This is a genomic window from Streptomyces sp. MBT65, assembly GCF_016612545.1.
In the GTDB taxonomy this organism is placed as follows: domain Bacteria; phylum Actinomycetota; class Actinomycetes; order Streptomycetales; family Streptomycetaceae; genus Streptomyces.
In genome coordinates, this window is record NZ_JAENRY010000055.1 from 1 (window position 1) to 13,665 (window position 13,665).

Sequence of the window (13,665 nt, forward strand, 5' to 3'; positions counted from 1 at the left end):
CCCCTCCGCGGCCGCCGGCCCCGCCCCCTTCAGCGGAACCTCCTTCACGAACACCGCGGCCACCATCGCGACCACAGCCACCACCGCCCCCAGCAGGAACGCCGAGTGGACACCCGCGGACACCGCGTGCTGATACGCCTCCCGAGCCACCGCCGGCAGCTTCGCCAGACTCGCCGCGTTCAAGGTCGCGGACTGCTCGGTCACCTTGGACCCCAGCGCCCCGGCCCGCTCGGCCATGACGTCCTGGACCCGGTTGTTGAACAGCGCGCCCATGATGGCGACACCGAACGAGGAACCGAGCGTACGAGACAGCGTGCTCGTGGAGGACGCGACGCCCATGTCCTTCATCTGCACACTGTTCTGCGCGACCAGCATGGTGATCTGCATCAGGCAGCCCATACCGAGACCGACGACCGCCATGTACACACCGGACATGACCCGGGTCGTATCCGTGTCCATGGTGGAGAGCAGGTACAGACCCACCCCCATCAGCACGCTGCCGACGACCGGGAACACCTTGTACTTACCGGTGTTGGTGGTCACCCGCCCCGCGACCATCGAGGTCACGAGCATCGCGCCGAGCATCGGCAGCAGCAGCAACCCGGAGTTCGTCGCGGACGCGCCCTGCACGGACTGCTGGTACAGCGGCAGGAACAGCGTCGCCCCGAACATCACGAACCCGGTGATGAAGCCGATGATCGCCATCAGCGTGAAGTTCCGGCTGCGGAAGATGTGCAGCGGTACGACCGGCTCCGCGGCCTTGGTCTGCCAGAACACGAAGCCGACGAGCGCGGCCACACCGAGCCCGATCAGTTCCATGATCCGCGCGGAGGTCCAGGCGTACTGCGAACCGCCCCACGTGGTGACGAGCACGATCGAGGTGATGCCGACGGTCAGCAGCCCGGCGCCCAGGTAGTCGATCCGCGCCTGCGACCGCTTCTTCGGCAGATGCAGTACGGCACTGATCGCGGCCAGCGCGATCACGCCGAGCGGCAGGTTGATGTAGAAGGACCAGCGCCAGCCCCAGTTGTCGGTGATGGTGCCGCCGACCAGCGGTCCGCCGATCATCGCGAGCGCCATGACGCCGGCCATCATGCCCTGGTACTTGCCCCGCTCACGCGGCGGGATGAGGTCGCCGATGATCGCCATGACGCCGACCATCAGACCACCGGCACCGAGACCCTGGATGGCCCGGAAACCGATCAACTGCCCCATGTTCTGCGCCATACCGCTCAGCGCGGAACCGGCCAGGAAGATCACGATCGAGGTCATGAAGGCGCCCTTGCGCCCGTACATGTCACCGAGCTTGCCCCACAGGGGCGTGGAGCTGGCCGTGGCGAGCGTGTACGCGGTCACGACCCACGACAGATGCTCCAGCCCGCCCAGCTCACCGACGATCGTCGGCATCGCCGTACCCACGATCATGTTGTCGAGCATCGCGAGCATCATGGTGATCATCAGCGCGAGCAGGACGACCCGCACGCTCCTCGGCTGTTTCCCGTCAGCCCCTGTCTCGACCGCACCGGCCCCCGCCGCGACCGCGCCCGGCCCGGAACCCGAGCCCGAGGCCGCACCCGCACCCGCACCCGCACCCGCACCCGCACCCGCACCCGACCCGGGATCCGCCCCTGGCCCGGTCTCCACCGTCTGTGTGTCCGCCATCTTTCCCACTCCCCTGAACACCGCCACCGTCCGGCTACTTACTTGCCGCCCGGCTAGTTGACTACACTCAGGGAAAGTAGACCCGCAACTAGCCGGGCGTCAAGTAAGTTTGCTGGAGCATGAGACGAATGGGCGGCACCATGGACGGCACCAAGCGGCAACGTCGCGGAGACACCCGCCAGCGCATCCAGGACGTGGCGCTCGAACTCTTCGCCGAGCAGGGCTACGAGAAGACCTCGCTGCGCGAGATCGCCGAGCACCTGGACGTCACGAAGGCGGCGCTCTACTACCACTTCAAGACCAAGGAAGAGATCCTGGTCAGCATCTTCGAGGACCTGACCAGGCCGATCGAGGACCTGATCGAGTGGGGCCGCGACCAGCCGCACACCCTGGAGACCAAGCAGGAGATCGTACGGCGCTACGCCGTCGCGCTCGACGGCGCGACCCCGCTGTTCCGCTTCATGCAGGAGAACCAGGCGACGGTACGGGACCTGCGCATCGGCGAGCGCTTCAAGGAGCGCATGCGCGGCCTGCGGGAGATCATGATCGACCCGGAGACCAGCCTGGTCGACCAGGTCCGCTCGCTCAGCGCGATCTTCACGCTGCACGCCGGCATGTTCGCCGTGCAGGACCTCGAAGGCGACCCCGAGGACAAGCGCAAGGCCGTCCTGGAGGTCGCCACCGACATGATCACGCAGGCCCACGCGGGCACGACGAAGCCCGTTCAGGACGGGTCGTAGACGCGTCTCAGACGGTCACACCCTTGCCGCGCAGGAACTTGACCGGGTCTATCGCCGAGCCGTAGTTCGCGGTCGTGCGGATCTCGAAGTGCAGGTGCGGGCCGCTGGAGTTGCCGGTGTTGCCGGACAGCGCGATGTGCTGACCGGTGCTGACGACCTGGCCGACCCTCACGTCGATGCGCGAGAGGTGGGCGTACTGCGAGTAGGTGCCGTTGCCGTGCTTGATGACGATGGCGTTGCCGTACGCGGCTCCGTCACCGGCACCGTTGCCGCCGGCCTTGACGACGGTCCCGCCGTGCGCGGCCATGACGTTGGTACCGCTGGCGACGGCGAAGTCCTGACCGCTGTGGGTGGACTGCCACATGCTGCCGGCCTGGGCGAAGGTCGCGGACAGCGTGTACTTCTTCACCGGGTCGACCCAGGAGGCGGCGGCCTTCGCGCTGACGGCCTTCGGCGCGACGGACGCGGTGGTGGCAGCGCTCGCGACCCCGGTGCCCAGCACGGCGGTGGCCCCCAGTCCGACGGCCAGGAAGGCCACCCGGGTGCGGAGCGAAGACGTACGGGAAGAACGGGACGTGGCGCGCTGGAACATCGAAACCTCACGGGGGACGGGGACAGAAAAACCACCCGGCACACATACGGCCGCCGGATGGCACGTTCATTGGTAACCCCGGACCCCACGGACCCCCAAACCCCTCTTCTACGACGGAACCTAGTACTTCACCACAAAACTTCCATCTTCTTGACAGAGCGCGCATGCGTCACGAATCGCCCCCTGGACGGTGAAATCCGTCATTCGGTTCCATGAGTTTCACGAAATAAGTCCCTTTTGCCCGACTCTCGGCTCGCGACTACCTCCCCTAGTAGGCCTCGAATCGCCTGTGCGGCTTGTCACCGGCCGGGGCGATCGCCGGTCCGGGGAATGTGACCGGGGCTACCTCGAACGGGCCGTTCCGGCAGCCGGCCCATGCAACACGGACGCAGACCCCTATACACCTACCGTCCAGTAACCTTACGGTTCCCCTCACGCCACCCGCGCCCGCGAGCATGCCTTCCGCACCGGCAGCCGCACAGACGTGAGAGGAACCCCCACCCCATGACGAGACGACGCCCCTGGGCTCGCCGTACCGCCACAGCCACCGTGACCGCGGCCGCCCTCGCGGCGCTGACCGTCCCCGCGGAGGCCGCGACGACGAGCAGCACCACCGCCACGGCCGCAGCCGTCGACTACACCACCTGGCAGACGGACTGCCAGACGGTGATGAACCAGGCCCTGCCCTACCTGAAGCAGCGGATCGCGGCCACCGAGCCCGGCGAGAAACAGGCGATCGTCTTCGACATCGACAACACCACCCTGGAGACGGACTTCGGCTTCAGCTGGCCGCAGCCCGCCTACAAGCCCGTGCTCGCGGTCGCCAAGTACGCCCAGGAGCACGGCGTTTCACTGTTCTTCGTCACGGCCCGCCCCGGCATCATCTACCTGCCGACCGAGTACAACCTCGAACACGACGGCTACGACGTCGACGGCCTCTACGCGCGCGGCCTCCTCGACCTCTTCAAGGACGTCGCCGCCTACAAGACAGCCCAGCGCGTCGACATCGAGAACAAGGGCTACACGATCATCGCGAACATCGGCAACAGCGCCACCGACCTCTCCGGCGGCCACGCCGAGAAGACGTTCAAACTGCCGGACTACGACGGCCAGTTGTCCTAGTCGTACGGTCACCGCCGGATCATCGATAGGCTCCATCCGTTTCCCAACGGCTACGGGGGTGGCGGATGGAGCCCGCGGTACTCGGCGGCAAACTGGCGTCCAGCCTGATCGCACCGCTGGTGAAGAGACTGTTCGTGGCGGACGGCCCCGGCGCGGGGCTGGTCGACAAGCCGGTGCGCCTCTCCTCCCTCGTCTCCTTCAAGGGCGAGAAGCGGCGGCTGGACGGCAAGGACGTCCACAGACTCGCCCAGCACTTCGTCCAACAGGCGATGGACTCCCCCGGCGAACACCCCTTCCGTTCCGCCGAACAGACCGCCGTGGCCGACGCGTTGGCCCGCCGCCTGCTCGCCCTCGGCGACCTGGACATGGACGATATCCAGGCCGTACGCCTGGGACATCGGGAGCTGGCACGGCAGTTGAAGCACCGCGCCCCGGCCCCCGACGGACTCTCCACCGACGCCGGCCACTTCCTCGACTCGGCGACCGAGTGGGCCTGCCTCCAGATCCTGGAGTTCTTCACCCGCCGCTCCACCTTCGTCGCCCGCACCCTCGTCGAGCAGACCCGCACCCAGTCCGAACTGATCGCCCGCGTCGACGAGTTGATCGCCCGCACCCCACGCCCCGGCACCCACGACCGCGCCTTCGAACGCCGCTACCTCCCGTACGTCGCCGAGCGCCACAACCACATCACCATCTACGGCATCGACCTCCGCGACTCCCCCGACCGCTGGCCCCTCGAAGTGGCGTACCTGAGCCTGGAGGCGACGGCGACGGAGGACCGGCGACTCCCCGACGAACACCCCGGCGCCGCCCTCACCGTCCAACTCCCCGCCGAGGACGCCCTGTCGACCCACGACCGCGTGCTGCTGCGCGGCGACGCGGGGTCCGGCAAGACGACGCTGGTGCAGTGGCTGGCGGTGACAACGGCGAGGGACGGCGACCGCATCCCGTACGTCCTCCCCCTGCGCACCCTCATCCGGGCCGGCCAACTCCCCTCCCCCACCGACTTCTTGACGGCGGTGGGCTGCCCCCACACCGCACCGGACGGCTGGACGGAACGCGTCCTGACGGCCGGCCGAGCGCTGATCCTGGTCGACGGCCTGGACGAGATCCCCGCCGCCGACCGCCACCGCACCCGCGACTGGCTCCAGTCCCTGATCAGCGCCTTCCCCGGCAACCGCTGGCTCCTCACCTCCCGCCCCACCGCCGTACGCCCCGACTGGCTGTCCCCCGAGGGCTTCCGCGAACTGACCCTGGCCCCGATGCGCCGCCCCGAGGTGAAGACCTTCGTCGAGCGCTGGCACGCGGCGGCGGACGCCCCGGAGTACGAGGGCCCCCTCCTCGACTCCCTGCGCACCAAACGGGACTTGGCCCGCCTCGCCACCAACCCCCTGATGTGCGGCCTGATCTGCGCCCTCCACAGGGAACGAAGGGGGTATCTCCCCACGGGCCGCAAGGAGTTGTACGACGCGGCCCTCACGATGCTGCTGGCCCGCCGGGACCGGGAGCGGGGCATGGGGGCGCTGGAGGGCGCCGAGCTGGGCGAGGAGGCTCAGCTGGAGATCCTCCAACGCCTCGCGTACGCCCTGGTGTTGAGTGGCCGCACGGAGATGGACGTGGAGACGGCCGAGGGGATCGTGGAGCGGTGTCTGCCGACGGTCGCCGGGCAGGGCGATGCCAGGACGGTACTGCGAGACCTCCTGCTGCGAAGCGGCCTGCTCCGCCAACCCGCCGATGGCGTCGTCGACTTCGTCCACCGCACCTTCCAGGACTACCTGGGCGCGCGCTACGCCGTGGAGGAGGGCCACCTCGACGTCCTGATCTCCCGTGCGGGCGACACGCAGTGGGAGGACGTGATCCGGATGGCGGTCGCCCACGCCCGGCCGCGCGAACGGGTCGTACTACTGCGGCAGTTGCTGGCCCGGGACGAGCCCCGACTGACCTTGCTCGCACTGGCGTGCCTGGAGCACGCGACGGCGTTGGATCCGAGGGTGCGGGCGGAGGTCGAGGAGCGGGCGGCGGCGCTGATTCCGCCGCGTACGAGAGAGGACGCGCACGCCTTGGCAGGCGCCGGACCGCTGGTCCTGGAACTGCTGCCGGGCCCGGAGGGGCTGACGGACGAGGAAGCAAGGGCCGTCACCATCACCGCCTCGGTCCTCGGCACGGCGGAACCCGATGGCGCGCTGGCGGTGCTACGACGCTTCCGCGACCATCGGTCCCTCGACGTGAGGCGGCAACTCGCGGGCACCTGGGACCGGTTCGACACCCGGGAGTACGCGGTCGAGGTACTCGACCATCTGCCGCGGGACGATCTCTTCGTGGTCTGCTCATCACCCGAGCAGCTAGCCGCGCTACGGCTGATGAGCCCTTGGCACATGCTGACGATCGACGGTTCGTACAGGCTGGGCGAGATCATCGATGCAATCGGTGATCCGGACGCGGTCAACATCCTGATGCTTGAGGACAACAGCGTCGTGGACACTCTGGACGAGCTGCTGCCCTTCAGATCTTTGAGCGGACTGTGGCTGCGGAGCTGCTACGAAGTCCGGGATCTCGACAGATTGTCTGAACTACCCCTCACCAGCCTGACGTTCAACCACGTTGCCGACCCGTCAGGCCTACGAGCATTGGACGGGCTTATCCAGCTCTCCCTAGATCAGTCGTTCCCAGAGGGCAGGCGCCTTCCTGACTACCTGCCCACAGACGCGGCCCTAGAGCTCCTAGATCTGGGCTGGCGCACGCTGTCCTCCACCGGCCTGCGCGGTCTGGAATGCTGGCCTACCGTCACCACGCTCAGACTCAACGCGCCGAGCACACCCCTAGGTGCAAGGGACTGGCAGGAAGTGAACCGCCTCCCCGCCCTGCGGGCCCTCGTCCTGAACGGGAACCTCGACGGCTACGCCGTGGAGGTCATGCCGGAACTGCCCTCCGTCCAGCTCCTCCGCCTTCCTGACCAGCCCAGGAATCAGGATCAGCTCAGCAAACTCGCCTCCCGTCTCCCAAGCCTGCGCACGCTGACCGTCGACACGTATAGCGGCGTCAGTACCTCCCTCGATCTCTATGCCGAAATCTTCCGCACCGCCGAAGTAACCGACGACCGCCTCTGACCCCACCCCCGGACACGCGAAAGGGGCCGGTGCCAAAAGCACCGGCCCCTTTCGCAGCCGTAAAACCCGAACCGCTGGGTCTTACGCCTCCTTGCTCAAATTCGGACCCGCGCCACCAGCGGCGGCATCCTCGATCGGCGGCACATCGGGAAGCGCCGACTTCTCCTCACCCCGGAAGGTGAAGGTCTTCGCCTCGCCCTCGCCCTCCACGTCGACGACCACGATGTGGCCGGGACGCAGTTCGCCGAAGAGGATCTTCTCCGAGAGGGTGTCCTCGATCTCGCGCTGGATCGTGCGCCGCAGCGGACGCGCGCCCAGGACGGGGTCGTAACCCTTCTTGGAGAGGAGCTCCTTGGCGGCCGAGGAGAGCTCGATGCCCATGTCCCGGTCCTTGAGGCGCTCGTCCACCTTGCCGACCATGAGGTCGACGATCTGGAGGATGTCGGCCTGGGTGAGCTGCGGGAAGACGACGACGTCGTCCACACGGTTGAGGAACTCGGGGCGGAAGTGCTGCTTGAGCTCGTCCGAGACCTTGTTCTTCATGCGCTCGTAGTTGGACTTCGTGTCGCCCGTGGCCGCGAAGCCCAGGTTGAAGCCCTTGGAGATGTCCCGCGTGCCGAGGTTGGTCGTCATGATGATGACCGTGTTCTTGAAGTCCACGACCCGGCCCTGGGAGTCGGTCAGACGACCGTCCTCCAGGATCTGCAGCAGCGAGTTGAAGATGTCCGGGTGGGCCTTCTCGACCTCGTCGAAGAGGACGACCGAGAACGGCTTGCGGCGGACCTTCTCCGTCAGCTGGCCGCCCTCTTCGTAGCCCACGTATCCGGGGGGCGAACCGAAGAGCCGCGACACCGTGTGCTTCTCGCTGAACTCCGACATGTCGAGGGAGATCAGCGCGTCCTCGTCACCGAAGAGGAACTCGGCGAGCGCCTTGGACAGCTCGGTCTTACCGACACCGGACGGGCCGGCGAAGATGAACGATCCACCGGGACGCTTCGGGTCCTTGAGGCCCGCACGCGTACGACGGATCGCCTTCGAGAGCGCCTTGACGGCGTCCTTCTGGCCGATGACCCGCTTGTGGAGCTCGTCCTCCATGCGCAGCAGACGCGAGGACTCCTCCTCGGTCAGCTTGAAGACCGGGATGCCCGTGGCGGTCGCGAGGACCTCGGCGATCAGCTCGCCGTCGACCTCGGCGACGACGTCCATGTCGCCGGCCTTCCACTCCTTCTCCCGCTTGGCCTTGGCGGCCAGGAGCTGCTTCTCCTTGTCGCGGAGGGAGGCGGCCTTCTCGAAGTCCTGCGAGTCGATCGCGGACTCCTTGTCGCGGCGGACGCCGGCGATCTTCTCGTCGAACTCGCGGAGGTCCGGCGGCGCGGTCATCCGGCGGATGCGCATCCGGGAGCCGGCCTCGTCGATCAGGTCGATCGCCTTGTCCGGCAGGAAGCGGTCCGAGATGTACCGGTCGGCCAGCGTGGCGGCCTGCACGAGCGCCTCGTCCGTGATGGAGACACGGTGGTGGGCCTCGTACCGGTCGCGCAGACCCTTGAGGATCTCGATGGTGTGCGGCAGGGACGGCTCCGCGACCTGGATGGGCTGGAAGCGGCGCTCGAGAGCGGCGTCCTTCTCCAGGTGCTTGCGGTACTCGTCCAGCGTCGTCGCACCGATGGTCTGGAGCTCACCGCGGGCCAGCATCGGCTTCAGGATCGAAGCGGCGTCGATGGCGCCCTCGGCGGCACCCGCACCGACCAGCGTGTGCAGCTCGTCGATGAACAGGATGATGTCGCCGCGGGTGCGGATCTCCTTGAGGACCTTCTTCAGGCGCTCCTCGAAGTCACCGCGGTAGCGGGAGCCGGCGACCAGCGCGCCGAGGTCCAGGGTGTAGAGGTGCTTGTCCTTGAGGGTCTCGGGCACCTCGCCCTTGACGATGGCCTGGGCGAGGCCCTCGACGACGGCGGTCTTGCCGACGCCGGGCTCACCGATCAGGACCGGGTTGTTCTTCGTACGGCGGGACAGCACCTGCATGACCCGCTCGATCTCCTTCTCGCGCCCGATGACCGGGTCGAGCTTGGACTCACGAGCGGCCTGGGTGAGGTTCCGGCCGAACTGGTCGAGGACCAGGGACGTCGAGGGGGTGCCCTCCGCGGGGCCGCCGGCGGTGGCGGTCTCCTTGCCCTGCTGGTAACCGGAGAGCAGCTGGATCACCTGCTGCCGCACACGGTTGAGATCAGCGCCCAGCTTGACCAGGACCTGGGCGGCGACGCCCTCGCCCTCACGGATCAGGCCGAGCAGGATGTGCTCCGTGCCGATGTAGTTGTGGCCCAGCTGAAGGGCCTCGCGGAGCGACAGCTCCAGGACCTTCTTGGCACGGGGGGTGAAGGGGATGTGCCCGGACGGGGCCTGCTGCCCCTGCCCGATGATCTCCTCCACCTGCTGGCGGACCGCCTCGAGCGAAATCCCGAGGCTCTCCAGGGCCTTAGCGGCGACACCCTCACCCTCGTGGATGAGACCCAGGAGGATGTGCTCGGTGCCGATGTAGTTGTGGTTGAGCATCCGGGCTTCTTCCTGAGCCAGGACGACAACCCGCCGCGCGCGGTCGGTGAACCTCTCGAACATCGTTAATCGCTCCTCAGAGCGGTCAGGCAGTAAGGGGACGCTCCCCTCCCTGTCCTTCCGCAGCTTAGTCCCGCAAGCGGGGACCGCTCATTCCAACTGCCGACACCGGACCGAGAACCAACACTGCCTCCTGAACCCGAACGCCGACATCTGCTCCAACCTGATGGTGCGAGACGATGTTCCCGCAGGCCAGGCAGTTACCCTCACCATGAGTACGCCGATGGCGAACGTGAGACGCCCTTTTCTGCGTGTCGCCCCCTCCCACTAGGGATTGTCTTACCCGTACGGACGGACACTCCATGCCGTTCGCACCGGTTCCCTCCGCTACGGGCGAACAACCTTGCGCGGCTCCGCACCCCCGAACACCCCGATTTCCCGCACCCAGCGCATTCGTCGGACCACCCAGCGTAACTCCCGGCCCGCTTCGACGGTTGCTCTTGGCATGGTTGGCACAGTCCCCCCTATCGCCACGGTCCCGCTCCCCCGCCGCCCGCCCGATCCGGACGACGGTCGGCGGCACTGGTACGAGAACGAACTGGGGTGGCGCACGGTGCCCGGAGAGCCGCTGCGGCTCGTCACGGGTCTGCGGTTCGACGTCCTGGACGTGCCGGTCGAGGCCGGCGTCGCGGCGCTGTGGCGGCTGGGGCCGGACTCACCGGTGGCCGTACGGGGCGACCGGATGCGGCTGCTGGTGGCCGCGGGCAGCGCGGAGGAGCTTCCGGGGCTGCTGGACTGGCTGGAGTGGGGCGCCCTGGCGCCGACGCTGGATCTGGTGGCGCTCGGCGCGGACGGGCACATGGAGGCGCCGTCGCTCCCCGGGGCGAGGCCGGCAGGGGCGCCGCGGCCCGGCGCGGGGCCCGTGAACGCGAAGGGGCAACCGCTTCCCGCGAGCGGCTCCCGTCCCTTGCAGGGGGCCGCCGTGTGGCTGCGACCCCCCGAGCCGGGGTGCGAGGTCGAAGCCTCGCTGCCGGCGATGCCGGCCGTGGGGGGCGTAGGGAACACCCCTGATCTCGTACGACTTGTGGACACGGTGGCCACTCAGTGCCACCGGGTACGGCTGCGGCGCTCGTGCGCTCAGCCGTTGGCCTTCTCGTAGGCCTCGCGAATGGCCGCGGGAACACGACCGCGGTCGTTCACGTCGTGGCCGTTCTCCTTGGCCCATGCGCGAATCTGCGCGGTGTCCTGGCTGCCACCCGTAGCGGCGCGTGCCTTTCCGCGACCACCCGAAGCACGGCCACCGGTACGGCGCCCGCCCTTCACGTAAGCCTCGAGAAGTCCACGGAGCTTGTCCGCATTCGCGGTGGTGAGATCGATCTCGTACGTCTTGCCGTCCAGCGCGAACGTCACCGTCTCGTCCGCCTCGCCGCCGTCGAGGTCATCGACAAGAAGGACCTGAACCTTCTGTGCCACCGGATTTCCTTTCATCGATTACTTGCGGGTCTGGGGTCTGCGGCGTCCGCCGTTTCGCCGTCCCCTGTTATATGCAGTACTGCAGTACGTCGGAAAGCAAACCGCTTTTGCTGGAAAAACACAAACCCCTGGGAGAGACCGAGTGACCTCCCCCGCCCAGAAAGATGCGCGTTTCGGACATAGGGAACCTGGGCAGGGCGGGTCGGCCGAATTGAGGGCCGCGATCACAGATGCAGAAGCATCCGGCTGTTGCCCAAGGTGTTCGGTTTCACTCGTTCGAGCCCGAGGAACTCCGCCACGCCCTCGTCATAGGAACGCAACAGCTCCGCGTAGACATCGGTGTCGACCGGTGTCTCACCGATCTCCACGAAGCCGTGCTTCGAGAAGAAGTCCACTTCGAAGGTGAGACAGAAAACGCGACGAACGCCTAGCCAACGGGCCGTGTGCAGCAACTTCTCCAGCAACTGATGACCTACACCGGCACCCTTCAAGCCCGGCTTCACCGCGAGAGTGCGGACTTCCGCGAGGTCTTCCCACATGACATGCAGTGCCCCGCAGCCGACGACCTCGGCGTTGTCGTCCCGTTCGGCGACCCAGAACTCCTGGATGTCCTCGTAAAGAGTCACCGTCGCTTTGTCGAGCAGGATGCGACCGCGGACGTAGGCGTCAAGGAGTCGGCGCACCGCCTCGACATCGCCGGTCCGGGCCCGCCGGACGGTGATGGCTTTCGCGGTGACTTCGGGGTGCTCTGCTGACATGAGCGGACGCTATCGCCCGCCGCCCGAGGGCGCGGAGCCGGGGTTCTGGACGCCGTCCGCGGGTTCGGGTGTTTCCGGTCCCTGGACGATGCGTACGGCGCTGCGCAGGGCCTCGCGCTGTTCGTCGCTCATCATCCCGAAGAAGGCGACGAGAGCGGCCGCGGGGTTGTCGCTCTGGGACCAGGCGTCGTTCATCAGGGCGGCGGAGTAGGCGGCTCGTGTGGAGACCGCCTCATATCGATAGGCCCGGCCTTCCGCCTCCCGACGTACCCAGCCCTTCTGATGGAGATTGTCCAAAACGGTCATCACCGTGGTGTACGCGATGGACCGTTCCTGCCGAAGGTCTTCCAGGACTTCTCGAACGGTCACCGGGCGGTTCCACTTCCACACCCGCGTCATGACCGAGTCTTCGAGTTCTCCCAATGGGCGAGGCACAGCTCAGAACCATAGTGGAAAAGGAACAAAAAGGGCGTACGACTCGGAAAGCACGCGCGTGCGTGCGGGAGTCGTACGCCCTGGAAGGCGCCGCCGAAAGGGGAAGGTTCAGGCGTCGGTGGTCGACGTGGCCTGGCGGGCGCTCTCCGCGCGCGCGATGGCGGCGTCGACGGCCGCGTCCTCCTTGGCCTTCATGGCTCCGCCCTGGGTCTTCACGATGACCCGGATCAGTCCGATGAAGAACACGGCCATGACGACCGGGGGCACGAGCGCGGAGACATAGTCCATGTCTCCAGAGTAGCCACGGGCCCCCGGGAGGACGGGGCGGGGTCGGTTCAGCCGGCCGCGAGTTGCTGCGGCGGGTTCGTGGGGGGCGGTGCCGGTTTGCGCCGCGGGAAGACCTCGCCCGGGGTGGGGACCGGCCGGGACGGCTTGGGCGCGGCGGGCGCGGGCGTCGGCGCCGGCCGCTCCACGGGCTTGCGCACCGGCTCCTTGGCGTCCTCGCCGACCGGCGAGAGGCCTCCGGGGAGCGCCAGGAGACGGGTGCGCGAGGCGGGGACGGTCGGGGCGACGGGCCGGGCTGTCGCACGACGGGCCAGACGCGCGCGTACGTCCTGTTCGGCGAGGGTGAGGCAGCGGTCCAGGAGCACGGCGGCGGACGGGTTGCCGCGCAGCGCCCGCAGGGCGGAGAGGTCGTCGACGTCCGGACGGTACCCGGCACCGAGCGCCTCCTCCAGGAGGGTGAGGTACCCGGCGGTGGTGCCTGGTAGGGCGGCGCGATAGCGAGCGAGGTCGGCGACCAGGAAGGCGCGCAGCCGGACTCCCTCACGTACCGCCTCGTCGAGCGATTCGGCGAGCCGGAGACAGTCCTGGACGTCCTCGGCCGAGGCGGTTCTGGGCTGGAGGGCGAGGGCGAGAGCGCGACGGAGCACACGCAGCTCCTCCGCACCGAACGCCATGCCGCCGCGGGATCCGTATGGCGTGGGCATGCGCCGACGATACGCGCTAATCAGACAAATTCGACATAGGGGGTGGGTGTGGCGCGGGGATTTCGCCCGGGGGCGGGCATCGGGACCTCCGGTGGGCACGGGGAGCCGGACCACGACCGGGTGCTACGACTCCGTCGCGCGCGGCAGCTGTCGTCGGGGGCGGCGACGCCCTGGGGAGGCGGGCGACGCCGGTCATCTCGCGGGCGACGCACGACGGCCGGTACCAGGGCTTCGTCG

Annotated in this window: 12 protein-coding genes; 4 read left to right on the forward strand and 8 right to left on the reverse strand. The window is 68.0% G+C overall.

What is annotated here, in order from left to right; genetic code table 11:
* Positions 1-1,662 (reverse strand): MDR family MFS transporter (locus tag JHN63_RS14870; protein ID WP_234476823.1); only part of this gene is annotated, 1,662 nt, incomplete at its 3' end.
* A gap of 128 nt (positions 1,663-1,790) precedes the next feature.
* On the opposite strand from JHN63_RS14870, the gene JHN63_RS14875 reads away from it, so the two are divergent.
* On the forward strand, positions 1,791-2,402 hold the full coding sequence (locus tag JHN63_RS14875) for a TetR/AcrR family transcriptional regulator (RefSeq protein WP_200680616.1): 612 nt from the start codon (positions 1,791-1,793) through the stop codon (positions 2,400-2,402).
* A gap of 7 nt (positions 2,403-2,409) precedes the next feature.
* On the opposite strand, the gene JHN63_RS14880 is transcribed toward JHN63_RS14875, so the two are convergent.
* Complete coding sequence (locus tag JHN63_RS14880) at positions 2,410-2,994, reverse strand: M23 family metallopeptidase (RefSeq protein ID WP_200680618.1); 585 nt, start codon at positions 2,992-2,994, stop codon at positions 2,410-2,412.
* A 504-nt stretch (positions 2,995-3,498) separates the two neighbouring features.
* Between JHN63_RS14880 and JHN63_RS14885 the strand changes: the two genes are divergently transcribed.
* Positions 3,499-4,116 carry an HAD family acid phosphatase gene (locus JHN63_RS14885; RefSeq protein ID WP_200680620.1) on the forward strand — a complete coding sequence of 206 codons (618 nt, stop codon included), beginning with the start codon at positions 3,499-3,501 and terminating at the stop codon, positions 4,114-4,116.
* Positions 4,117-4,181: 65 nt separating this feature from the next.
* A complete protein-coding gene (locus tag JHN63_RS14890) occupies positions 4,182-7,223 on the forward strand; it encodes an NACHT domain-containing NTPase (RefSeq protein WP_200680622.1) in 3,042 nt (1,013 codons plus the stop codon).
* Positions 7,224-7,304: 81 nt separating this feature from the next.
* Here JHN63_RS14890 and JHN63_RS14895 read toward each other — a convergent pair whose 3' ends face one another.
* Positions 7,305-9,836 carry an ATP-dependent Clp protease ATP-binding subunit gene (locus JHN63_RS14895; protein ID WP_200680624.1) on the reverse strand — a complete coding sequence of 844 codons (2,532 nt, stop codon included), beginning with the start codon at positions 9,834-9,836 and terminating at the stop codon, positions 7,305-7,307.
* Positions 9,837-10,278: 442 nt separating this feature from the next.
* Here JHN63_RS14895 and JHN63_RS14900 point away from each other — a divergent pair, with 442 nt between their 5' ends.
* A complete protein-coding gene (locus JHN63_RS14900; protein WP_200680626.1) occupies positions 10,279-10,932 on the forward strand; it encodes an SCO3374 family protein in 654 nt (217 codons plus the stop codon).
* On the opposite strand, the gene JHN63_RS14905 is transcribed toward JHN63_RS14900, so the two are convergent.
* The 5 genes from JHN63_RS14905 to JHN63_RS14925 form a co-directional block, all read right to left on the reverse strand.
* A complete protein-coding gene (locus tag JHN63_RS14905) occupies positions 10,911-11,246 on the reverse strand; it encodes an Lsr2 family protein (RefSeq protein WP_043685387.1) in 336 nt (111 codons plus the stop codon). The genes JHN63_RS14900 and JHN63_RS14905 overlap by 22 nt on opposite strands.
* A 224-nt stretch (positions 11,247-11,470) precedes the next feature.
* Positions 11,471-12,004 (reverse strand): amino-acid N-acetyltransferase, encoded by a 534-nt coding sequence (locus JHN63_RS14910; protein ID WP_019064250.1) that lies wholly within the window; start codon positions 12,002-12,004, stop codon positions 11,471-11,473.
* 9 nt (positions 12,005-12,013) lie between these two features.
* Complete coding sequence (locus JHN63_RS14915) at positions 12,014-12,427, reverse strand: BlaI/MecI/CopY family transcriptional regulator (RefSeq protein WP_200680628.1); 414 nt, start codon at positions 12,425-12,427, stop codon at positions 12,014-12,016.
* 120 nt (positions 12,428-12,547) lie between these two features.
* The gene (locus JHN63_RS14920) at positions 12,548-12,727 is read right to left on the reverse strand and encodes a hypothetical protein (protein ID WP_019064252.1); all 180 of its coding nucleotides are present in this window, start codon (positions 12,725-12,727) and stop codon (positions 12,548-12,550) included.
* Between the two features lie 47 nt (positions 12,728-12,774).
* On the reverse strand, positions 12,775-13,398 hold the full coding sequence (locus JHN63_RS14925; protein WP_200680684.1) for a hypothetical protein: 624 nt from the start codon (positions 13,396-13,398) through the stop codon (positions 12,775-12,777).
* Positions 13,399-13,665: the final 267 nt, after the last annotated feature.